Annotated in this window: 1 protein-coding gene; it reads right to left on the reverse strand. The window is 72.4% G+C overall.

Annotation, left to right across the window (positions count from 1 at the left end):
- Position 1 precedes the first annotated feature (1 nt).
- Complete coding sequence (locus tag AC5677_RS02800; RefSeq protein ID WP_497193390.1) at positions 2-23,974, reverse strand: non-ribosomal peptide synthase/polyketide synthase; 23,973 nt, start codon at positions 23,972-23,974, stop codon at positions 2-4.
- Positions 23,975-24,052 lie beyond the last annotated feature (78 nt).

Genomic DNA, 24,052 nt, shown 5'->3' on the forward strand with positions numbered 1-24,052 from the left:
GTCAGTTCTCCTGGGTCGATGAGGTGGTACGGGTGATGTCGGCGATCTTCGCCGCCAGGATCGGCCCGATCTGGGCGAGCGAACCCGGCTGGGTCATGCGGTCGTGCCGGGTGGTGATGTCGTGGGACTCGATCCGGCCGCCGATGTACGGCCGCCAGATGTCGGCACCCGGTGAGTTCTCCTCCCGGTCGATGGTGGAGTTGAACAGCAGCAGGTCACCGTCGAAGCGGCCGGGGGTGAAGTCGAGCGCGAGCTGAGCGTTGTTGATCATGATCGCGACGACGGCCTCGATGTGGTGTTCCTCCAGGCTTGCCAGCGCGCTGCCCCGGGCGCTCAGGATCTCCGCGACCTCGGGGTAGGTCAGCGGCCCGTCGCCCAGCTCGTCCGGATCGCAGTCGAGCATCCCGACCAGGACGTCCCGCTCCGTGGGCACCGGCGGCTCGTCGAACGAGACATCACCCACCGGGTAGGCGTCGAGGATGGCGAGCAGCACGGTCTGTTCGCCGCGCGCCCGCAGCTCGCAGGCGATGGCGTGCGCGATCAGCCCGCCGGCGGACCAGCCGAGCAGCATGTAGGGGCCGTTCGGCTGGGCCTTGCGGATCTGGTCGGCGTAGTCGGCCGCCATTTCCTCGTAGGACGCCGGGCGGGGTTCGGGCCGCCCCAGGCTGCGCGCCTGGATCGCGTAGAGGGGGTACTCCGGGCCGAGGTGGTTCATCAGCCCGCAGTAGGACCAGCTGATGCCGCCGCCGGGGTGGATGCAGAACAGCGGGGTGTGACGTCCCGTCGGACGCAGCGGCAGGAGGACGTCGAAGGCGTCGTCGGGGTCGTCCATGGCCAGGCGTTCCGCCAGTGCCGCCACCGTCGGCGCTTCGAAGAGCGTCCGCAGCCCCAGCTCGATGCCGAGCGTTTCCCGGACGCGGGAGACCAGGCGGGCGGCGAGCAGCGAATGCCCGCCCAGGTCGAAGAAGCTGTCGTCGATGCGGACGCGGTCCCGCCCGAGCACTTCGGCGAAGAGGTCGCACAGCAGCTGTTCCTGTGGCGTCCTCGGGGTGCGGCCGGTGCCGGCCGCACCGTACTCGGGGGCGGGGAGGGCGACCCGGTCCAGCTTGCCGTTGGGGTTCAGCGGCAGTGCGTCCAGGGTGACGAACGCCGACGGCACCATGTATTCGGGCAGGTGGCGGCGGAGGCGGCGGGCCAGCGCCGCGGGCTCGGGCGGCCCGTCGGGGCCTTCGGGTGCGGGCACGAGGTAGGCGACGAGCCGCTTGTCGCCGGGCCGGTCCTCCCGGGCGATGACCGCGGTCTGCGCGATCCCCGGGCAGGCGGCGAGCGCGGCCTCGATCTCGCCCGGCTCGATGCGGAAGCCCCGCAGCTTGACCTGGTCGTCGGTGCGGCCGACGAAATCCAGGGTGCCGTCGGCGAGCCACCGCACCAGGTCGCCCGTGCGGTACATCCGGGTCCCGGCCGGCCCGTACGGGTCGGCGACGAAGCGCTCCGCGGTCAGTGCCGGCCGGCCGAGGTAGCCGCGGGCCAGGCCCGCCCCGGCGAGGTACAGCTCCCCCGCGACGCCCGGCGGCACCGGCCGCAGTCCGGCGTCGAGCACGTAGTGCCGCATGTTCGCCATCGGCCGGCCGATTGGCACGGTGCGCTCGGTGTCCGGCGCCGCGCACATCCGGTGGTGGGCGGCGAAGGTGGTGGTCTCGGTGGGTCCGTAGACGTTGACCATCGCCGTCCCCGGGCATACGGCCAGCACCTTGGCGACCGAGGCCGCCGACACCACATCGCCGCCCGCCCACACTTCGCGTACCCCGGTGAAGGACTCCGGCCGCTCCTCCGCCACCAGGTGGAACAGGCCCGACGTCAGGAACATACCGGTGACCTCGTGGTCGCCGATCACCCGGCACAGCGTGCCGGTGTCCAGTTGCCCCGGGGGCGCGACGACGACCTGACCGCCGCTGAGCAGCGGCACCCACATCTCGTACGTCGAGGCGTCGAAGGCCGTCGGCGAGTGCAGCAGGACCCGCTGGTGCGCGCCGCCGCGCCAGCACGGGGCGAGCGCCAGGGCCGCCACGTCGTGGTGCGTGACGCCGATGCCCTTGGGCACTCCCGTCGAGCCGGAGGTGTACATCACGTAGGCCAGCTGCCGGGGGTGGCAGTTGACCGCCGGGGCGACGGGCCGGGGCTTGCCCTGGCTCAGCGCGGTGAGCACGTCGAGGGTGAGGACCATCGCCGCGCCGGTCTCGCGGACGATGAGGTCGACGCGGGAGGACGGGAAGCGCGGGTCGAGCGGGACGTAGGCCGCCCCCGCCTTGACGATCGCCAGGACCGCCACGACCAGCTCCGCCGAGCGTTCCAGCAGGACCGCCACCGAGGTCTCCGGTCCGACGCCCTGGGCGATCAGCGCATGGGCGAGGTGGTCGGCCCGCGCGTCGAGCTGCGCGTAGGTGAGGGCGGCATCGTCGGAGACGACCGCCACCGCTTCGGGAGTGGCCCGCACCTGCGCGGCGAACAGCTCCGGCAGGCTCGCGTCGGGAAGTTCGGCGGCCGTGTCGTTGTTCTCGACCAGCAGCCGGTGGCGTTCCTCGGCGGAGACCACGTCGATCCGGCCGATCGGCCGCCCAGGGTCGGCGACGACCGCCCGGAGCAGCCGGATCCACCGTGCGAAGAGTTCCTCGACGGTCGACGGGTCGAACAGGTCGGTGGCGTACTCCACGGCCCCGAGGACACCACCGGGGACGCCGTCCGGGCCGTACTGCTCGGCGAGGCTGAAGGTCAGGTCCACCCGGGCGGTGCCGGTCGGCGCCGACGCGAAGCCGGTGTCCAGGCCCGGCAGGGTGAACTCGCCCATCGGCGCGTTCTGCAGCCCCAGCATGACCTGGAACAGCGGATGGTGGGACAGCGACCGGGCCGGGTTGAGGACCTCGACGAGGTACTCGAAGGGCACGTCCTGATGGGCGTAGGCGGCGAGCGCCTTCTCCCGTACCTGGCCCAGCAGTTCGGCGAAGGTCGGGTCGCCGGAGGTGTCGGTGCGCAGGACGAGCGTGTTCACGAAGAAGCCGACGAGGTCGTCCAGCGCCTGGTCGGTGCGGCCGGCGATGGGACTGCCGATGGGGATGTCGCTTCCGGCGCCGAGCCTGCTGAGCAGGGCGGCGAGCCCGGCCTGCAGCACCATGAACGTGCTCGCGCCGTGTGCGGTGGCCAGTTCGCGCAGGCCCCGGTGCAGTTCCGCGTCCATCTGTACCGGCAGCTGGCCGCCGCGGTGGGACGCCGTCGCGGGCCGGGGCCGGTCGGTGGGCAGCTGCACCTGTTCGGGCAGTCCGGCCAACGCCCGCTTCCAGTAGGTCAGTTGAGCGCTGAATCGGCTGTCCGGGTCGGACGCGTCGCCGAGCAGTTGCCGCTGCCACAGGGTGTAGTCGGCGTACTGCACCGACAGCGGCGTCCACGCCGGCTCCGTGCCCCGGCACCGGGCCGCGTACGCCCGCGCGAGGTCACGGGAGAGCGGCCCCATGGACCACCCGTCTCCGGCGATGTGGTGCACCACGACCAGGAGTACGTGTGCGTCGCGGGACGTCGCGTACAGCTCCGCCCGTACCGGCAGTTCGGTCGCCAGGTCGAAGCCGCGCTGCGCCCCTTCCGCCAGCCGCTCCGGGAGTTCGGCCTCGGCGGTCTCGATGACGGGCATGCTCGGGCGGGCTTCCCTCGGGAGCAGGACGTGCTGGCAGGGCACGCCGCCGAATTCCCGGAAGACGGTGCGCAGGCTCTCGTGCCGGGCCACCACGTCCGCGAGCGCGTCGTGCAGGGCCCGCCGGTCGAGGTCGCCGGAGAGCCGCAGCGCCAGCGGCATGTTGTACGTGGCGCCGGGGCCGTCCATCTGGTGCAGGAACCACAGGCGGCGCTGCGCGAACGACAGCGGCACCCGCTCCGGGCGTTCGCGGGCCGTCAGCGCGGGCCGCGCCCGGCCCGCGTCGTCCAGGCGGGCGGCGAGCCCCGCCACCGTCGGCGCCTCGAACAGGATCCGGACGTCCAGTTCGGCGCCGAGGGTCGCACGGATACGGGACACCAGGCGGGTCGCCAGCAGCGAATGCCCGCCGAGGTCGAAGAAGTTGTCGTCGACGCCGACCAGCGCGAGCCCGAGCACCTCGGCGAACAGCTCGGCGAGGAGCTGCTCCTGCGGGGTCCGCGGCGCCCGCCCGGCCCCGGCAGAACCCGGTTCGGGAGCCGGCAGCGCGCCGCGGTCCAGCTTTCCGCCGGCCGACAGCGGCAGCTCGTCCAGCATCACGAACGCGGACGGCACCAGGTAGTCGGGGAGCCGCTCGCCCAGGTAGTCGCGCAGTTCCTGGATGAGGGCGCCGGTTCCGCGGCTGCCGGTCGGGGTGTTCGTCAGCGACGTCGGCGAGGTACCTGCCGGCCGGGCGGGCCGGTACAGGTCGACGGGAGCGGCCGACGGCGAGGCCGGCGGGTCGGCGAAGACGATGTCCACGGCGTCGGCCGCGGTGGCCGACCAGGTGATGCCCACCCAGCAGCCGCACTCCTGCCCGAGCTCGTGGAACGCCTCCAGGTCGACGAGGTCACCGTCGTCCGTCGCGTGCAGCTGTGCCCACAGGTCCGGGAGCGAGGCGCCGCCGGACTGCACCGTCCGGGCGAGGGCGGTCTCCCGCACGACGCGGCCGTTCGGTACCCCGGTGATCCGGAGCGCGGCCGGGCCCCGCCCCCGGAGGAGTCCGCGCAGCTCGTCCAGGCCGGCGATCTGCCGCCCCCACTCCGCCTCGACCGGCTCGCCGGACGGGAACAGGGTGACCGGGTGCTTGTGCAAGGTGACGTCGTAGCGGTAGCGGGTCAGCTCGTTGTGCTGCCGGCCGCGCTTGACCTGCACGGCGACGCCGCCGATGGCATGGTCGTCGGCCCGCAGGGCCGCGAAGAAGTCCGGATCGACCAGGAGTTCCTTCTCGACCCGTACGGCCTGTTCCACGGCGCGCCGCACCGTCGGCAGATCCGCTTCGGGGCCGGCTCGGTGCAGCTGGACCGCGGTGGTCAGTGACCGCAGCAGGCGCAGGTTGCGCACATCGCCGATGAACAGCGTGCCGCCGGGAACGAGCAGCCCCATCAGCCGGTTGATCACATCGACCAGGTAGTCGGCGGTCGGGAAGTACTGGACGACCGAGTTGATGACGATGGTGTCGAAGGATCCGGCCGGCAGCCCGTCGGTGTCGTGCGCGGGACGGGTCTGGAGCGTGACGCGCTCGGCCAGTCCCGGGTCACGGCCGACCTCGGCGGTCAGCGCGTCGATCGCCGTGGCGGAGAAGTCGGTGGCCCAGTACGTCTCGCAGTGCGGCGCCACCTGGGAGAGCAGCAGTCCGGTGCCGACGCCGACCTCCAGCACCCGTCGGGGCTGCAGCGCCAGGATCCGTGCCACGGTCTCGTCGCGCCATTCCCGCATCTGTTCCACGGGGATGGGTGCGGCGTCGTAACTGCTGTTCCAGCCAGTGAAGTTCTGCCCGAACGTGGTCTGTTCCGCGGCGACGGGCAGCGCGTCGTAGATCTCCCGCCACTCGGCGACCTGGTCCTGCTCCAGCCGGCGGTCGCGATCGCCCCCGGTGGCGTTGCGGGCCACGACATAGGCGACCAGCCTCTTGTCGTCCGGCGCGTCCGTCCGGTCCTGCCGGGCGATCACCGCGGTCCGGGCGACGTCGGGGTGGGCGGCGAGCACGGACTCGATCTCACCGGGCTCGATACGGAAGCCACGGACCTTGACCTGCTCGTCCGCCCGGCCGACGAACTCCAGGTTGCCGTCGGTCCGCCGGCGCACCACATCACCGGTGCGGTACATCCGCGTCCCCGCAGGCCCGTACGGATCGGCCACGAACCGCTCCGCCGTCAGACCCGGCCGGTTCAAATAGCCCCGCGCCAGCCCCGCACCGGCCACATACAACTCCCCCGGCACACCAGGCGGTACCGGCTGCAGACCGGCATCGAGGACATACACCCGGGTGTTGGCGATCGGCCGGCCGATCGACGGCACACCGGCGGCCGGCACCAGCGGCTCGCTCATCGTCGCGCACACCGTCGTCTCCGTCGGCCCGTACGCATTGATCATCCGACGGCCCGGCGCCCACCGCGCCACCAACTCCGACGGACACGCCTCACCCGCCACCACCAGCGTCGACGCCGACAGACCACCCTCCGGCAGCGCCGCCAGCACCGACGGCGGCAACGTCACATGGGTGATCCCCGAAGCGCCGTCGGTCAGCGCGGTGAGCGGGGAGCCCGGGGGCGGCAGCACCAGCGTCGCGCCCGACAGCAGCGTCGTGAACAGCTCCGACACCGAGGCGTCGAAGCTCGGCGAGGCGAACTGCAGCACCCGGCTGCCGGCGTCGATCGCGAACCGGTCGACCTGCGCGGCCACCAGACTGGCGATGCCCGCGTGGCTCACCACCACGCCCTTGGGACGGCCGGTCGAACCCGATGTGTAGATCACATATGCCGGATGCCGCATATCGCGCGCGACGGCCGGATCGGTGTCCGGGCGGCCTGCGGTCCCGGTGACCGTCGCCGGATCGTCCACCACCAGCACGGGCCGCGCGTCCTCCAGCATGAACGCGATCCGGGACTCCGGGTACTCCGGATCCACCGGCAGATAGGCGGCACCCGCCTTCATCACCCCCAGCAGCCCCACGACCAGCTCCACCGACCGCGGCAGCGCCAGCGCCACCACCTGCTCCGGGCCCACACCCCGCTCGATCAGCGCATGCGCGAACCGATTCGCGCGCGCATTGAGCTCCCGGTAGCTGAGCGAGACGTCTCCGGAAACCAGGGCCACCGCGTCCGGTGACGCCGCCACCCGCTCCTGGAAGGCGTCGGGCAGCGGGGCGGGATCCACGGCGGCGTCCGTGGCGTTGAAGTCGCCCAGCAGCCGGCCCCGCTCCTCGGAGGACAGCAGGCCGATCCGCCCGATCCGCTGCTCCGGGTCGGCGACGACGGCCTCCAGCAGCCGCGTCCACCGCCCGACGAGGGTCTCGACCGTGGCCCGGTCGTACAGATCGGTGGCGTACTCGACCGCGCCGGCGATGCCGCCGGGGGTGCCGTCCGGGCCGTAGCGCTCCCACAGGCTGAAGCCCAGATCGAACTTGGCCGTGCCCGTCGGCGCCGGCACGCCGGACACCCGCAGCCCCGGCAGCTCGAAGTCACCCATCGGGGCGTTCTGCAGCGCCAGCATGACCTGGAACAGCGGGTGGTGCGACAGCGACCGGACCGGGTTCAGCACCTCCACCAGATGCTCGAACGGAATGTCCTGGTGCGCGTACGCCGCCAGCGCGTTCTCCCGGACCCGGACCAGCAGTTCGGCGAAGGTCGGATCGCCGGAGGTGTCGGTGCGCAGCACGAGGGTGTTGACGAAGAAGCCGACGAGCTCGTCCAGCGCCTGGTCCGTACGGCCGGCGATCGGGCTGCCGACCGGGATGTCGGTACCGGCGCCCAGCCGGGTGAACAGCGCCGCGCATGCGGCGTGCAGGACCATGAACATGCTTGCGCCGCTACGGCGGGCCAGAGCGGCCAGTCCGGCGTGCACGTCGGGGCTCAGCTCGACGGTGAGGTGGTCGCCCTGGTACGACGCCGCGGCCGGCCGCGGGCGGTCCGTCGGCAGCTGGATGCGCTCCGGCAGGCCGGTGAGGTGGCCGGTCCAGTAGGTGAGCTGCCGGGCGAGCCGGCTGTCCGGGTCGGCGGCGTCACCGAGCAGGTCCCGCTGCCACAGGGTGTAGTCCGCGTACTGCACCGGCAGCGGCGACCACTCCGGCTTGGCGCCCTGGCAACGGGCCGCGTACGCCACCGCGAGGTCACGGGACAGCGGCCCCATCGACCAGCCGTCGCCGACGATGTGGTGCACCGTCACCAGCAGGACATGCTCGTTCGCTCCGAGCGCGAACAGCTCCGCCCGCAGCGGGAGTTCCCCGGCCAGGTCGAACGCGTACCGTGCCGCCTCCGCCAGCCGCTCCGGCAGCTCCCGCGGCTCGGTGGCGGTCACCCGCAGCCGGGGCCGGGCCGCCTCCGCGTCCAGCACCCGCTGGCAGGGCACCCCGCCGCTCTCCGCGAAGACGGTGCGCAGGCTCTCGTGCCGCGCCACCACATCCGCCAGCGCCGCCTCCAGCGCCGTTCCGTTCAGCTCGCCCGACAGCCGCAGCGCCAGCGGAATGTTGTACGTGGCGCTGGGCCCTTCCATCTGGTGGAGGAACCACAGGCGGCGCTGGGCGAACGACAGCGGCACCACATCGGGACGCTCGGCCGCGGTCAGCACGGCCCGCGCGGTGTCGGCGCCGCCCAGGCGGGCCACCAGTCCGGCCACGGTCGGCGCCTCGAACAGGGTCCGCAGCTCGACCTCGACGCCGAGCACCGTGCGCACCCGCGACATCAGCCGCGTCGCCAGCAGCGAATGCCCGCCGAGGTCGAAGAAGCTGTCGTCGACCCCGACTTCGCCGACGCCCAGCACCTCGGCGAACAGCTCCGCCAGCAGCTGCTCGCGCGGCGTCCTCGGCGCCCGGCCGCCCGTACCGTCCGGGTCGAACTCCGGAGCCGGCAAGGCGGCACGGTCCAGCTTCCCGCTCGGCGTCAGCGGCAGACCGTCCAGCGTCACGAACGCCGCCGGCACCAGGTATTCCGGCAGTCGCCGCCGCAGATACTCGCGGAGCTCGACCGGCCGGAGATCGCCGCCCAGGGCAGGCACGGCATAGCCCACCAGCCGGTCGTCCCGGACGATCACGGCGGCCTGAGCGACGCCGGGGTGGGCGGCGAGCACGGACTCGATCTCACCGGGCTCGATACGGAAGCCACGGACCTTGACCTGCTCGTCCGCCCGGCCGACGAACTCCAGCTCGCCGTCGGTCCGCCGACGCACCACATCACCGGTGCGATACATCCGCGACCCGACAGGCCCGTACGGATCGGCCACGAACCGCTCCGCCGTCAACCCCGGCCGCTTCAGATAGCCCCGCGCCAGCCCCGCACCGGCCACATACAACTCCCCCGGCACACCCGGCGGCACCGGCTGCAGACCATCGTCGAGCACATACACCCGGGTATTGGCGATCGGCCGCCCGATCGACGGCACACCGGCGGCCGGCACCAGCGGCTCGCTCATCGTCGCGCACACCGTCGTCTCCGTCGGCCCGTACGCATTGATCATCCGACGGCCCGGCGCCCACCGCGCCACCAACTCCGACGGACACGCCTCACCCGCCACCACCAGCGTCGACGCCGACAGACCACCCTCCGGCAGCGACGCCAACACCGACGGCGGCAACGTCACATGCGTCACACCCAAGGCACGGTCCGTCAGCGCCGCGAGCGGCGCGTCGGGCGGAGCCAGGACCAGTGCGGCACCGGTCAGCAGGGCGCTGCACAGGTCCCAGAACGAGGCGTCGAAACTCGGCGAGGCGAACTGCAGCACCCGGCTGCCGGCGTCGATGCCGAGCCGTTCGACCTGCGCGGCCACCAGGCTGCCGACGCCCGCATGGCTCACCACCACGCCCTTGGGACGGCCGGTCGAACCCGACGTGTAGATCACATACGCCGGATGCTCCGCCCGCACCCGGACGGCCGGATCGGTGTCCGGGTACCCCTCCGTACCGGTGACGGGGGCCGGATCGTCGACGACCAGCACGGGCCGCGCGTCGTCGAGCATGAACGCGATCCGGGACTCCGGGTACTCCGGATCCACCGGCAGATAGGCGGCACCCGCCTTCGCCACCGCGAGGACGGCCACCACGAGTTCGACGGAACGCGGCAGGGCCAGCGCGACGATCTGCTCCGGGCCCACGCCCCGCTCGATGAGCGCATGCGCGAACCGGTTGGCGCGCGCGTTCAGCTCGCCGTAGGTGAGGCTCGTCTCCCCGGACACCACCGCGACCGCGTCCGGCCGGGCCGGCACCCGCTCCTCGAACATCGCGGCCAGGGCGGTGCCGGGCAGCTGCCGCGCGGTGTCGTTGCACGTGTGCAGCAGCCGGTGGCGTTCTTCCGGGGCGAGTACGTCGATCGCGCTGAGCGGCTGGTCCGGGTCGGCGACCACCGACGCCAGCACGCGTGTCCACCGCGCGACGAGCGTCTCGACCGTGGCCCGGTCGAAGAGGTCGGTGCTGTACTCCACCACGCCGCCGAGACCACCCGGCATGCCGTCCGGCGCGCGGCGCTCGGCGATGCTGAACGTCAGGTCGAGCCTGGAGGTGCCGGTCGGTACCGCCAGACCCGAGACCCGCAGGCCCGGCAGCTCGAAGTCGCCCATCGGGGCGTTCTGCAACGCCAGCATGGTCTGGAAGAGCGGATGGCGCGAGAGCGCTCGCGCCGGGTTGAGGGCCTCCACCAAGTGCTCGAACGGCAGCTCCTGGTGGGCGTATGCGGCCAGTGCGTTCTCCCGCACCCGCAGCAGGAGGTCTCCGAACGTGGGGTCGCCGGAGGTATCGGTGCGCAGCACGAGGGTGTTGACGAACAACCCGACCAGGTCGTCCAGCCCCTCATCCGTACGGCCGGCGACCGGGCTGCCGACGGGGATGTCCGTGCCCGCGCCGAGGCGGGTGAACAGCGCCGCCAGCCCCGCCTGCAGCACCATGAACAGGCTGCTCCCGGTGCGCCGCGCCAGTTCCGCCAGCCCGGCATGCAGCTGCGGGTCCATGTCCAGGGGGAGAAGGTCCCCCTGGTACGACAGCGCCGCGGGCCGCGGCCGGTCCGCCGGGAGCCGGATCTGTTCCGGCAGCCCGGCCAGGTTCTCGGCCCAGTACGCGCTCTGCCGCAGGAACAGGCTGTCCCGGTCCGACTCCTCGCCGAGCACCTCGCGCTGCCAGAGGCTGTAGTCGGCGTACTGCACCGCCAGCGGCTCCCACCCGGGCTCCGCACCCCGGCTGCGCGCCGCGTAGGCCGCCGCCAGATCCCGCGACAGCGGCCCCATCGACCAGCCGTCACAGGCGATGTGATGCATCACCACCAGCAGCACATGCTCATCCGGCGCCAGTGCGAACAGCTCCGCCCGCACCGGCGGCTCCACCGTCAGATCGAACGCGTACCGGGCCGCCTCCGCCAACCGGTCCGGCAGCCCGGACTCGTCCACGGCCGTCACGGGCAGCCGGGGAGTCGCCTCCGCGGCCGGGATGATCCGCTGGTAGGGCACCCCTTCGCGCTCCGCGAAGAACGTGCGCAGGCTCTCGTGCCGGCTCACGACATCGTGCAGTGCCGATGCGAGCGCCTGCCGGTCGAGGGTTCCCGACAGCCGCAGGGCCAGCGGCATGTTGTACGTGGCGCTCGGCCCCTCCATCCGGTGCAGGAACCACAACCGGCGCTGCGCATACGACAACGGCACCCGCTCCGGACGCTCGTACGCCGTCGGTGCCCGGCGTGCCCGCCCCGCGTCGCCGAGCTCCGCGGCCAGTCCGGCCACGGTGGGGGCCTCGAAGAGGGTCCGCAGCTCGACCTCGACGCCGAGGGAGGCACGCACCCGGGAGACCAGCCGGGTCGCCAGCAGCGAATGCCCGCCGAGATCGAAGAAGCTGTCGTCGACGCCGACCTCGGGCACGCCCAGCACCTCCGCGAACAACGCGCACAGCAGTTGTTCCTGCGGTGTCCGCGGCGCCCGGCCGGGACCGGCGGACCCGAGGTCGGGAGCGGGCAGGGCACGGCGGTCGAGCTTTCCGTTGGCGGTCAGCGGCAGCGCGTCGAGGGTGAGGAAGGCGGCGGGCACCATGTAGTCGGGCAGCCGGTCACGCAGGTGTGCGCGCAGCCGGTCGTGCCACCGGCCGTCGAGCCCGCCGGTCCGTCCGCCGTCGTCGCCGGTGGCGGGCACGACGTAGGCCACGAGCTGCTGGTCCCCGGGGCGGGTCTCGTGGGCGATCACGGCCGCCTGGGCCACGCCGGGGCAGCCGGCGAGCACGGTCTCGACCTCGCCGAGCTCGATGCGGAAGCCACGGACCTTGACCTGATGGTCCGCGCGTCCGAGGAACTCCAGCTCGCCGTCGGTCCGCCGGCGCACCATGTCACCCGTGCGGTACATCCGCGACCCGCCGGACCCGTACGGATCGGCCACGAACCGCTCCGCCGTCGCCCCCGGCCGGCGGAGATAGCCGCGCGCAAGCGCCGCACCGGCGATGTACAGCTCCCCCGGCACACCGGGTGCCACCGGCCGCAGCCCGGCGTCCAGCACGTACGCCCGGGTGTTGGCGATCGGGCGGCCGATCGGCGGCGGCAGCGGGCAGTCGGCGAGGTCGGCGGGCAGCGTGTACGCGGTGACGACATGGGTCTCGGCGGGCCCGTAGTGGTTGTGCAGCAGGCGGCTCGCTCCGCGCCCGTGGAACTCCCGCACCGGGCCGCCGATCCGCAGCGCCTCACCGGCCTGCGCGAGGGAGCGCAGGCTCGGCAGATCGCATCCCCGTTCGTTGGCCGCCTCCACCACGGCCTCGATCACCAGGTTGGGCGCGAACAGCTCCGCGACCTGGTGCCGGTCCAGCCAGTCGACGAGCAGTTCCGCGCTGTGCCGTTCCTCCTCCGTGGGCACGATCAGCGTCTTGCCGAAGGCGAGCGCGGAGAGGATCTCCTGCACCGAGACGTCGAAGCTGATCGCGGTGAACTGAGCGGTCCGCGTTCCCTCGCCGCCGGCGACGGCGCGGTGGTGCCAGTGCAGCAGATTCAGCAGCCCGAGCGCCGGCATCGCGATCGCCTTGGGGCGGCCGGTGGAGCCGGAGGTGTAGATGACGTAGGCCGGGTGCTGCGGCAGCAGCGGAGCGGTCCGGTCCGCGTCGGTGGGATCGGTGACCGTACCGGAGCCGAGGGCCGCCACGACCGCCGGGTCGTCGAGCACGAGGCGCGGCGTGCCGTCCTCCTCGGGGACGAGCCCGGCCGTCCCGGTGGCGGTCAGCAGCAGCGCGGGCGCCGCGTCCTGGAGCATGAAGGCGATCCGGGCCGCCGGGTATTCGGGGTCCACCGGCAGGTACGCCGCGCCGGTTTTGAGTACGGCCAGCATCGCGACGACGAACTCCGCGGAGCGGGGCAGCGCCAGGGCGACGATCCCCTCGGGTCCGGCACCCCGGTGGATCAGCTCATGGGCGAGGCGGTTGGCCCGGACGTTGAGTTCACCGTAGGTGAGCGTCGTGTCGTCGGACATCACGGCGACCGCGTCCGGCGTGGCCTGCGCCCGCGCCTCGAAGAGCCCCGGCAGCGTGGCGGCGGGAAGCTCGGTCGCCGTGTCGTTGGCGACGGTCAGCAGCTCGTGGCGCTCGTCGGCGGACAGCACCTCGACCTCGCCGATCCGCCGCTCCGGGTCGGCGGCCACCGACTCCAGCAGCCGCACCCACCGGGCGACGAGGGTCTCGACGGTGGCCCGGTCGTACAGATCGGTGGCGTACTCGACGGCTCCGACGAGCCCGCCGGGACCGCCGTCCGTCCCGCGGCGTTCGGAGAGGGCGAAGAACAGGTCGAACTTCGCCGTGCCGGTGGACACCGGAACCGTCGACAGGTGCAGCCCCGGCAGCTCGAAGTCCCCGTCCGGCGCGTTCTGCAGCGCCAGCATCACCTGGAACAGCGGGTGGTGCGACAGCGACCGGACCGGGTTCAGCGCCTCGACGAGGTGCTCGAACGGAACGTCCTGGTGCGCGTACGCCCCCAGCGCGTTCTCCCGCACCCGGCCCACCAGCTCGGCGAACGTCGGATCCCCCGACAGATCCGTACGCAGCACCAGCGTGTTGACGAAGAACCCGACCAGATCGTCCAGGGCCTCGTCCGTGCGCCCCGCCACGGGGCTGCCGAGCGGAATGTCGGTGCCCGCGCCGAGCCGGGTGAACAGCGCCGCGAGCCCCGCCTGCAGCACCATGAACAGACTGCTCCCGGTACGCCGCGCCAGGCCGGTCAGCGCGGTATGCAGCTCGGGGGTCAGCTCGACGGCGAGACGGTCGCCCCGGTACGACACCACGGCGGGCCGCGGCCGGTCCGCCGGCAGCTGGATCTGCTCCGGCAGTCCGGCGAGGTGCTCGCTCCAGTACCCGAGCTGCCGGGCGAAGAGGCTGTCGGGATCGGCGGCGTCGCCGAGGAGTTCCCGCTGCCACAGGCTGTAGTCGGCGTACTGCACCGGGAGCGGGGCCCAGTCCGGCGCCGCGCCGCGGCAGCGGGCCCGGTACGCCGCCGCGACATCCCGCGCGAGCGGCCCCGTGGACCAGCCGTCCCCCGCGATGTGGTGCACCACCAGCAACAGCACATGCTCATCCGGCGCGAGCGCGAACAGCTCGGCCCGCATCGGCGGCTCCGCCTCCAGGTCGAAGGTGTGACGGGCCGCCTGTGCCAGCCGCCCCTGAAGATCGGCCTCGCCGGTCTCGGTCACCGGCAGCCGGGGACCGGCCTCCGCGGCGCCCAGGACGCGCTGGCACGGCACCCCGTCGACCTCCGCGAACACCGTGCGCAGGCTCTCGTGCCGCGCGACGACGTCCGCGAGGGCCCCCTTCAGCGCGGCCCGGTCCAGGCTGCCGGACAGCCGCAGGGCGACGGGGATGTTGTATGTGGCGCTGGGCCCTTCCAGCCGGTGCAGGAACCACAACCGGCGCTGCGCGAACGACAGTTCCACCCGCGCCGGCCGCTCGTATGCGGTGAGCGCGAGCCGGGCCTCTTCCGCCTCGCCCAGCTTCCCGGCCAGCCCGGCCACCGTCGGTGCCTCGAACAGGGCCCGCAGACCGACCTCGACGCCGAGGGTGGCGCGGATACGGGCGACCAGCCTGGTGGCCAGCAGGGAGTGCCCGCCCAGGTCGAAGAAGCTGTCGTCGACGCCGGCCTCGGGCACGCCCAGCACCTCGGCGAACAGCTCGCACAGCAACTGCTCCTGCGGAGTGTGCGGCGCCCGGCCGCCACCCCCGGCCGCCGCACCGAACTCCGGCTCGGGCAGCGCCCGGCGGTCCAGCTTCCCGCTCGGCGTCACCGGCAGTGCGTCCAGCGCGACGAACGCCGACGGCACCATGTATTCCGGCAGCCGATCCCGCAGATACCGGCGGAGCTCCACCGGAGTTGCGGCGGCACGCCCTGCCGCCGTGACGACGTACGCGGCCAGCCGGTCGCCACAGGCGATCACCACGGCCTGCGCGACGTCCGGATACGTACCGAGCAGGGACTCGATCTCGCCCGGCTCGATCCGGAACCCCCGCACCTTGACCTGGTCATCGGCCCGGCCGACGAACTCCACGTTCCCGTCGGCACCCCAGCGCACCACATCACCGGTGCGGTACATCCGCGACCCGGCCGGCCCGTACGGATCGGCCACGAACCGCCCCGCGGTCAGACCGGGCCGGTTGAGATAGCCCCGCGCCACGCCCGCGCCCCCGACGTACAGCTCTCCCGCGACACCCGGCGGCACCGGTCGCAGCCCGGAATCCAGTACATACACCGTGGCGTTGGTGACGGGGCGGCCGATCACCGGACGCGACGAGCCCTCGATCCGAGCGGTGAGGGCGTCGACGGTGCACTCGGTGGGGCCGTAGTGGTTGAAGCATGTGCTGCCGTCCAGGGACCGCAGTTGCTCCCACAGCCGCTCCGAGACGGCCTCGCCCCCGACCACGATCAGCGGCGGACGCCACGGGGCCTCCAGGAGACCCCTCGCCATCACCACCTGCATATGTGACGGGGTCAGGTCGAGGAGATCGATCCGGTCCCGGTCCAGTCGCGCCATCAGCGCACCCGGATCGGTCAGCGTCTCCCGGTCCCATACGTGCAGCTCATGGCCGGCCAGCAGACAGAGCATCTGCTCCCAGGAAGCGTCGAAGGACATCGACGCCGTCAGCGCGACGCGCAGCCGGTGACTCCGGGACTCCGTCGGCGTCGCATACAGCTTGGCGCGGTAGTGCGCGAAGAGGTTCACCACGCCGTCGTGGCTCACCACCACGCCCTTGGGGCGGCCGGTGGAGCCGGAGGTGTAGATGACATACGCCGGATGCTGCGGCAGCAGCGGGACCGTGGGACAGGTGGACGGATGGCCGTCCGTCCCCCGGACGGTCTCGAGATCGTCGATCAGCAGCACCGGTCGTGCGTCGTCGAGCATGAAGGCCGTGCGGGCGGCCGGATAGTCCGGGTCCACCGGCACGTACGCGGCTCCGGCCTTGAGCACGGCCAGGACGGCGACGATGGCCTCCGCCGAGCGCGGCAGCGCCAGCGCCACCAGCCGCTCCGGACCGACCCCGCGCTCGATCAGCGCATGGGCGAGCCGGTTGGCCCAGGCGTCGAGTTCGCGGTAGGTGAGGGTCGTGTCGTCGGAGACCACCGCGACCGCGTCCGGCGTCGCCGCCGCCTGCGCGGCGAACAGCCCGGGAATGGTGCCGGCCGCAACGGCCACCACCTCGCCGCGGCCCGCGGACGCCAGCTCGGCGTGTTCCTCGGCCGACAGCACATCGAGCCGCCCGATCCGCTGCTCCGGATCGGCGACCACCGACTCCAGCAGCCGCACCCACCGCGCGACAAGCGACTGCACCGTCGCCGCGTCGAACACATCGGTCGCGTACTCGACGACGCCCTCGAGACCCTCCGGCGCGCCGCCGGCCCCCCGCCGCTCGGACAGGCCGAAGGTCAGGTCGCACTTCGCCGTCCCTGTGGAGACCGGAACCCGCGACAGCCGCAGCCCCGGCAGCTCGAAGCCGCCCTCCGGCGCGTTGAGCAGCTCCAACGCCACTTGGAACAGCGGGTGGTGCGACATCGAACGGGCCGGGTTCAGTACCTCGACGAGGTGCTCGAACGGAACGTCCTGGTGCGCGTACGCCCCCAGCGCGTTCTCCCGCACCCGGCCCACCAGCTCGGCGAACGTCGGATCCCCCGACAGATCCGTACGCAGCACCAGCGTGTTGACGAAGAACCCGACCAGATCGTCCAGGGCCCGGTCGGTGCGCCCGGCAATGGCGCTGCCGATGGGCACGTCGGTGCCGGCCCCCAGCTTGCCCAGCAGCGCCGCCAGCCCGGCCTGCAACACCATGAACAGGCTGCTCCCGGTGTGGGCCGCGAGCTCCGACAGGGCCTGGTGCGCCTCGCTGCCGAGCCGGACCGCCACCCGGCCACCACGGTTCGACGCCACGGCCGGCCGCGGCCGGTCGAACGGCAGCTCCATCTGTTCCGGGAGCCCGGCCAGCGTCTGCGCCCAGTACGCGCTCTGCCGCGCGAAGAGGCTGTCCCGGTCGGACTCGTCGCCGAGGAGCTCGTGCTGCCACAGCGTGTAGTCGGCGTACTGCACCGGCAACGGCGACCATCCCGGCGCGCGCCCCGCACACCGCGCGGCATACGCCCCCGCCAGATCCCGCGACAACGGCCCCATCGACCAGCCGTCACCCGCGATGTGATGCACCACCACCAGCAGCACATGCTCATCCGGCGCGAGCGCGAACAACTCCGCGCGCACCGGCGGCTCCACCGCCAGATCGAACGCATACCGCGCCGACTCCGCCAGCCGAACCGCCAACTCCGACTCGGCAACCTCCGTCACCGACAGCCGAAGACCGGCCTCCGCGACGTCCAGCACACGCTGATACGGCACCCCGTCGATATCGGGGAAGACGGTGCGCAGGCTCTCGTGCCGCGCGACGACGTCCGCGAGCCCCGCCTCCAGCGCGGACCGGTCCAGGCTGCCCGACAGCCGCAGCGCAACGGGGATGTTGTAGGTCGCGCCGGGGCCGTCCATCCGGTGCAGGAACCACAGCCGGCGCTGCGCGAACGACAGCGGCACCCGCTGCGGACGCTCGTACGCGGTCAGCGCGAGCCGGGCCTCTTCCGCCTCACCCAGCTTCCCGGCCAGCCCGGCCACCGTCGGTGCCTCGAACAGGGCCCGCAGCTCCACCTCGATACCCAGAGCCGAGCGCATCCGGGAGACGAGCCGGGTCGCCAGGAGGGAGTGGCCGCCCAGGTCGAAGAAGCTGTCGTCGACGCCGACCTCGGGCACCCGCAGCACCTCGGCGAACAGCTCGCACAGCAGCCGCTCCTGCGGCGTACGCGGCGCCCGGCCGGCCCCGCCCGCACCGAACTCCGGCTCCGGAAGCGCCGCCCGGTCCAGCTTCCCGTTGACCGTCAGCGGCAGCGCGTCGAGCGTGACGTACGCGGCCGGCACCATGTGGTCGGGCAGCCGCTCCCGCAGGTGTGCGCGCAGCCCGTCCGCCGCGAGCGTCCGTCCGGCCGCGGGCACCGCGTAGGCGACCAGACGGGTGTCGTCGGCGCGCTCCTGACGCGCCACGACCGCTGCCTGCGCGACATCCGGGTGGGCGGCCAGCACGGCCTCGATCTCCCCCAGCTCGATACGGAAACCCCGCACCTTGACCTGGTCATCGGCCCGCCCGACGAACTCCAGCTCACCATCCGCCCGCCACCGCACCACATCACCCGTGCGATACATCCGCGCCCCAACAGGCCCGAACGGATCGGCCACAAACCGCTCCGCCGTCAACCCCGGCCGCTTCAGATAACCACGTGCCGGCCCCGCACCCCCCACATACAACTCCCCCGCCACACCCGGCGGCACCGGACGCAACCCGGCATCCAGCACATAGGTGCGGAGATCCGGGATGGGGCTCCCGATGACACTGGCCGATACCGCCGCGGCGCTGCGGCGGTCCAGTGCGACGTACGTGACGTGCACCGTCGTCTCGGTGATGCCGTACATGTTGACCAGGACGGGGGCGTCGTCGGCATGCCGCCGGTACCAGTCCTCCAGGCGGGCGGGCTCCAGCGCCTCGCCCCCGAAGATCACGGTACGCAGGGACAGCGACCGCCCGGTCTCCGGATTCTCCTGGTCCGCCTGCATCAACTGGTAGAAGGCGGACGGCGTCTGGTTCAGCACGGTGACGCCTTCGCGGGCCAGCAGCTCCAGGAAGCGCCGCGGTGAACGGCTGGTCTCGTGCGAGACGACGACCAGGCGCCCGCCGTGCAGCAGTGCCCCCCAGAGCTCCCAGACAGAGAAGTCGAACGCGTACGAGTGGAACAGCGTCCATACGTCGTCGGCGCCGAACGTGAACCACTGCCGGGTGCTGTCGAACAGGCGCACCACGTTCTGGTGCGGGATCACCACGCCCTTGGGGCGGCCGGTGGAGCCGGAGGTGTAGATGACGTACGCCGGGTGCTGCGGCTGGACGAGGGTGTCCGGGTCGGTGTCCGGGTACCCCTCGACCATTGCGGTGGTCGCGGGGTCGTCGATCAGCAGCCGGTCGATCTGTCCGGCGCCGGGCAGGCCGTTGGCGGTCCGGTTGGTGGTCAGGAGCAGGGCGGGACGTGCGTCGTCCAGCATGAAGTCGATGCGGGCGGCCGGGTAGTCCGGGTCCACCGGCAGATACGCCGCGCCGGCCTTGAGCGTGGCCAGAATCGCCACGACCAGCTCGGCCGAGCGCGGCAGGGCCAGCGCCACCAGCCGCTCCGGACCGGCTCCCCGCTCGATCAGCGCATGGGCCAGCCGGTTGGCCCGCGCGTTCAGCTCGCGGTAGGTGAGCGTGGCGTCGTCGGACACCACCGCCACGGCGTCCGGCGTAGCCGCTGCCTGCGCCTCGAACAGGGCGCGCACATTGGTGACGGGAGCCTCGGTCACCGCGTCGGTGCGGACGGCCAGGAGCCGGTCGCGATCGTCGGCCGACAGCACATCGAGCCGCGCGATCCGCTGCTCCGGGTCGGCGACCACCGACTCCAGCAGCCGCACCCACCGTACGACGAGCGACTCCACCGTCGCCGCGTCGAACACATCGGTCGCGTACTCGACGACGCCCTCGAGACCGTCCGGCGCGCCGTCGGCCCCCGGCCGCTCGGAGACCACGAAGGTCAGATCGCACTTCGCCGTCCCGGTGGCGACCGGAACCCGCGACAGCCGCAACCCCGGCAGCTCGAAGTCACCCGCCGGCGCGTTCTGCAGCGCCAGCATCACTTGGAAGAGCGGGTGATGCGACAGTGACCGGGCCGGGTTCAGCACCTCCACCAGGTGTTCGAACGGAACGTCCTGATGCGCGTACGCCCCCAGCGCGTTCTCCCGCACCCGGCCCACCAGCTCGGCGAACGTCGGATCCCCCGACAGATCCGTACGCAGCACCAGCGTGTTGACGAAGCATCCGACGAGGTCGTCGATGGCTTCGTCCGTACGTCCGGCGATCGGCGTCCCCACCGGGATGTCGGTGCCGGCCCCGTGCTTGCCCAGCAAGGCCGCCAGCCCGGCCTGCAGCACCATGAACAGGCTGGCTCCGCCCGCACGCGCCAGTGCGCGCAGCCCACGATGCAGCGCTGGGTCCATGCGGACCGCCACCTGGCCACCGCGGTGTGACGCCACGGCGGGACGGGGACGGTCGAAGGGCAGGTCGGCCTGTTCCGGCAGTTCCGCGAGCGCGTCCGTCCAGTAGGCGAGCTGCGTGGCGAGCCGGCTGTCGGGGTCCCCGGCGTCACCGAGGAGGTCGTGCTGCCACAGCGTGTAGTCGGCGTACTGCACCGGCAACGGCGACCACTCCGGCTTGTCGCCGTGACAACGGGCCGCGTACGCCGCCGCAAGATCCCGCGACAACGGCCCCATCGACCAGCCGTCACCCGCGATGTGATGCACCATCAGCAGCAGAACATGGTCATCCGGCGCGAGAGCGAACAGCTCGGCCCGCACCGGCGGCTCCACCGCCAGATCGAACGCATACCGCGCCGACTCCGCCAGCCGAACCGCCAGCTCCGACTCGGCAACCTCCGTCACCGACAACCGGAGAGCGACCTCCGCGACGTCCAGCACACGCTGACACGGCACCCCGTCGACCTCCGCGAACACCGTCCGCAGGCTCTCGTGCCGCGCCACCACATCCGCCAGAGCCGTCTCCAGCGCCGACGCGTTCAGCTCGCCCGCCAGCCGCAGCGCCAGCGGAATGCTGTACGTGGCACTCGGCCCCTCCATCTGATGCAGGAACCACAGCCGACGCTGCGCGAACGACAACGGGATCCGCTCCGCCCGCGTGCGTGCCGCGAGGGCCGGCCGTGCCTCCTCGGCACCGTGCAGGCGACCCGCCAGCCCCGCCACCGTCGGCGCCGCGAACAGGGTGTGCAACCCCAGCTCCACGCCGAAGGTGGTGCGGATCCGGGCGATCAGCCGGGTGGCCAGCAGGGAATGTCCGCCGAGCGCGAAGAAGTCCGCGTCCGCGGCGACCTCGGACAGACCGAGCACCTCGGCGAACAGCTCTGCCAGCAGCTGCTCCTGCGGCGTACGCGGCGCCCGTCCGGCCCCGCCCGAACCGAACTGCGGCTCCGGCAACGCCGCCCGGTCCAGCTTCCCGTTCGGCGTCAAGGGCAGCGCATCCAGCGTCACCACGGCGGCCGGCACCATGTGGTCCGGCAGCCGTTCCCTCAGATACGCACGGTGATCAGCGGATCCGGAAACACCGGAAGCGGCCGGCACCACATACGCAATCAGCCGATCGCCGCGAGCAACCACCGCGGCCTGCGCGACATCCTGATGCGCGCCGAGCACGGCCTCGATCTCGCCCGGCTCGATACGGAACCCGCGCACCTTGACCTGGTCATCGGCCCGCCCGACGAACTCCAGCTCACCATCCGCCCGCCACCGCACCACATCACCCGTGCGATACATCCGCGCCCCAACAGGCCCGAACGGATCGGCCACAAACCGCTCCGCCGTCAACCCCGGCCGCTTCACATATCCACGCGCCAGCCCCGCACCCCCCACATACAACTCCCCCGCCACCCCCGGCGGCACCGGACGCAAACTCGCATCCAGCACATACGCCCGGGTATTGACGATCGGCCGGCCGATCGGAGGAGCCTCCGCCGAAGGGGACAGCGGACCGCTCATCGCCGCGCACACCGTGGCCTCGGTCGGACCGTAGACGTTGATCATCCGCCGTCCCGGAGCCCACCGTGCCGTCAGCTCCGGCGGGCAGGCTTCCCCCGCCACGGCCAGGGTGGGCACCGGCACCTCGCTGTCCGTCAGTGTCGCCAGCGCGGACGGCGGCAGCTTCGCGTGGGTGATGCCAAGAGTGCGGTCGGTCAGCGCGGTGAGCGGGGAGCCCGGAGGCGGCAGCACCAGTGCCGCTCCCGACAGCAGCGCCGTGAACAGCTCCGACACCGAGGCGTCGAAGCTCGGCGACGCGAACTGCAGCACCCGGCTGTCGCGGTCGATCCCGAACCGCTCGACCTGCGCCGCCACCAGGCCGGCGATGCCCGCGTGGCTGACCATCACGCCCTTGGGCCGGCCGGTCGAGCCGGAGGTGTAGATCACATACGCGGGATTCCGCGGATCCGGCGCCACCGCCGGATCGCCGTCCGGGCGCTCGGCGGTCCCGGTGACGGTGCCCGGATCGTCGACGACCAGGGCAGGCCTCGCGTCCTCCAGCATGAACGCGATCCGGGACTCCGGGTACTCCGGGTCCACCGGCAGATACGCCGCCCCGGCCTTCATCACCCCCAGCAGCGCCACGACCAGCTCCACCGACCGCGGCAGCGCCAGCGCCACCACCTGCTCCGGGCCCACACCCCGCTCGATCAGCGCATGCGCAAAGCGATTCGCCCGCGCGTTCACCTCGCGATACGTCAGCGAGGTGTCCCCGGCGACCAGGGCAACCGCATCCGGGGTCGCCCGCACCTGCTCCTCGAACAACTCCGGGACCGTCGCTTCCGCCACCGCCCGGCCCGTGTCGTTCCACTTCACCAGCAGCTCATGCCGCTCCTCGGCGGCCAGCAGATCGACGCGGCCGATCGGCTCCTCCGGATCGGCGACGGCAACGGCGACCAGCGACCGCATCAGCCGCTGCTGGTGCTCCGCCAACTCCCCGTCACCGAAGGCATCCGCGGCCGCCTGCAGCCTGATCTGCGGCCCGGAACCGTCTCCCCGGTCCCAGAAAGCGGCGGTGAGCGTGGTCGCCCGCTGGGATACGTCATGGGCGGTGCTGCGATGCCCGGCGAAGCTCAAGTCGTAGTCGAAGAGACTGATGTTGACGACGGGAGAAAGGTCGGCACCCATGCCACCGGCCAGGCCGAGATCCCGGTGGAGGTCCTCGCTTCGGTACCGCTGATGGTTCACCGTCTCACGGACCTGCGCCGCGGTGTGCCGCACGAGCTCGGACAGCGTCATCCCTGGCCGCAGCGACAGCCGCAGCGGCACCACATTCGACACCGCGCCGGGCACGGACCTGAGAAGAGGATCGGTGCGGCCACTGACGGCCAGACCCATGACGACGTCCTGCGCGCCGGTCACCCGGTGCACATACAGGGCCGTCGCCGCGATCAGGAAACGGGACCACCGAACCCGGCCCTTGCCGCCCACGGTCTTCAGGTCATCAGGGCTCGGCAGCGCCACCAGCTCGGTCCTGCGATTGACACCGACGACCTCGCCGGGCGCGCGCCCCACCAGTCGCGTGGGCTCCGGCCGGTCGGCAAAGCGCTTCGTCCAGTACGCGCGGTCCGCCGCGAACCGCTCGGAATCGCGATACGCACAGTCGCTGTCCACCAGGTCGGACAGCGAACCGAAGACGGCAGGCCCCGCCGACCGGCCCTCCACCAGCGCCGTGTAGACATCCGCGCAGCGGCGCGCGACAAGGGAGAGCGCGAACCCGTCCATCACCGCGTGGTGATAGGTCTGGTACCACCAGAAAAGGTCCGAGCCCAGCTTGAAGAGGGCATGCCCGAACAGCGGATCGCGCGTGAGATCCATGGCACGGGCCATGTCCGCCGCGATCCATTCCTCGGCCGCCGCGCGCGGCTCCGGTGCCGCACTGACGTCGACGACCGGCAGCCTCCAGTCCCGTACGGTCCGGACCACCTGCACGGGGCCGTCGTCCCCGTCCGTGAAACGGACGTGCAGCGCGTCGGCCTCCGCCACGACCTGCCGCAGGGCCGTCTCGAACATCACCGGGTCGATGGGTCCGTGGATTTCCAGGTACTCCCCGATCCGGTAGGCCGGAAGCGCCGTGCCCGACCGTTGTTCGGCCAGCCAGATTTCGCGCTGAGCGGCGGTCAGGGGGAACACGGTCCCCTCGCGACGGGACATGGGGGTACCTCCAGAGGAGTTCAAGACGTAGGAATCCACCGGCGTGTGCGCCTGCTGCCCGCTCGGTCCGCGGACAGC

Source organism: Streptomyces sp. JLSY215, from assembly GCF_059682825.1.

Bases quoted from the DNA above. Each gene is read 5' to 3' on its own strand.
- AC5677_RS02800 (WP_497193390.1), bottom strand. From the start codon at position 23,974: ATGTCCCGTCGCGAGGGGACCGTGTTCCCCCTGACCGCCGCTCAGCGC.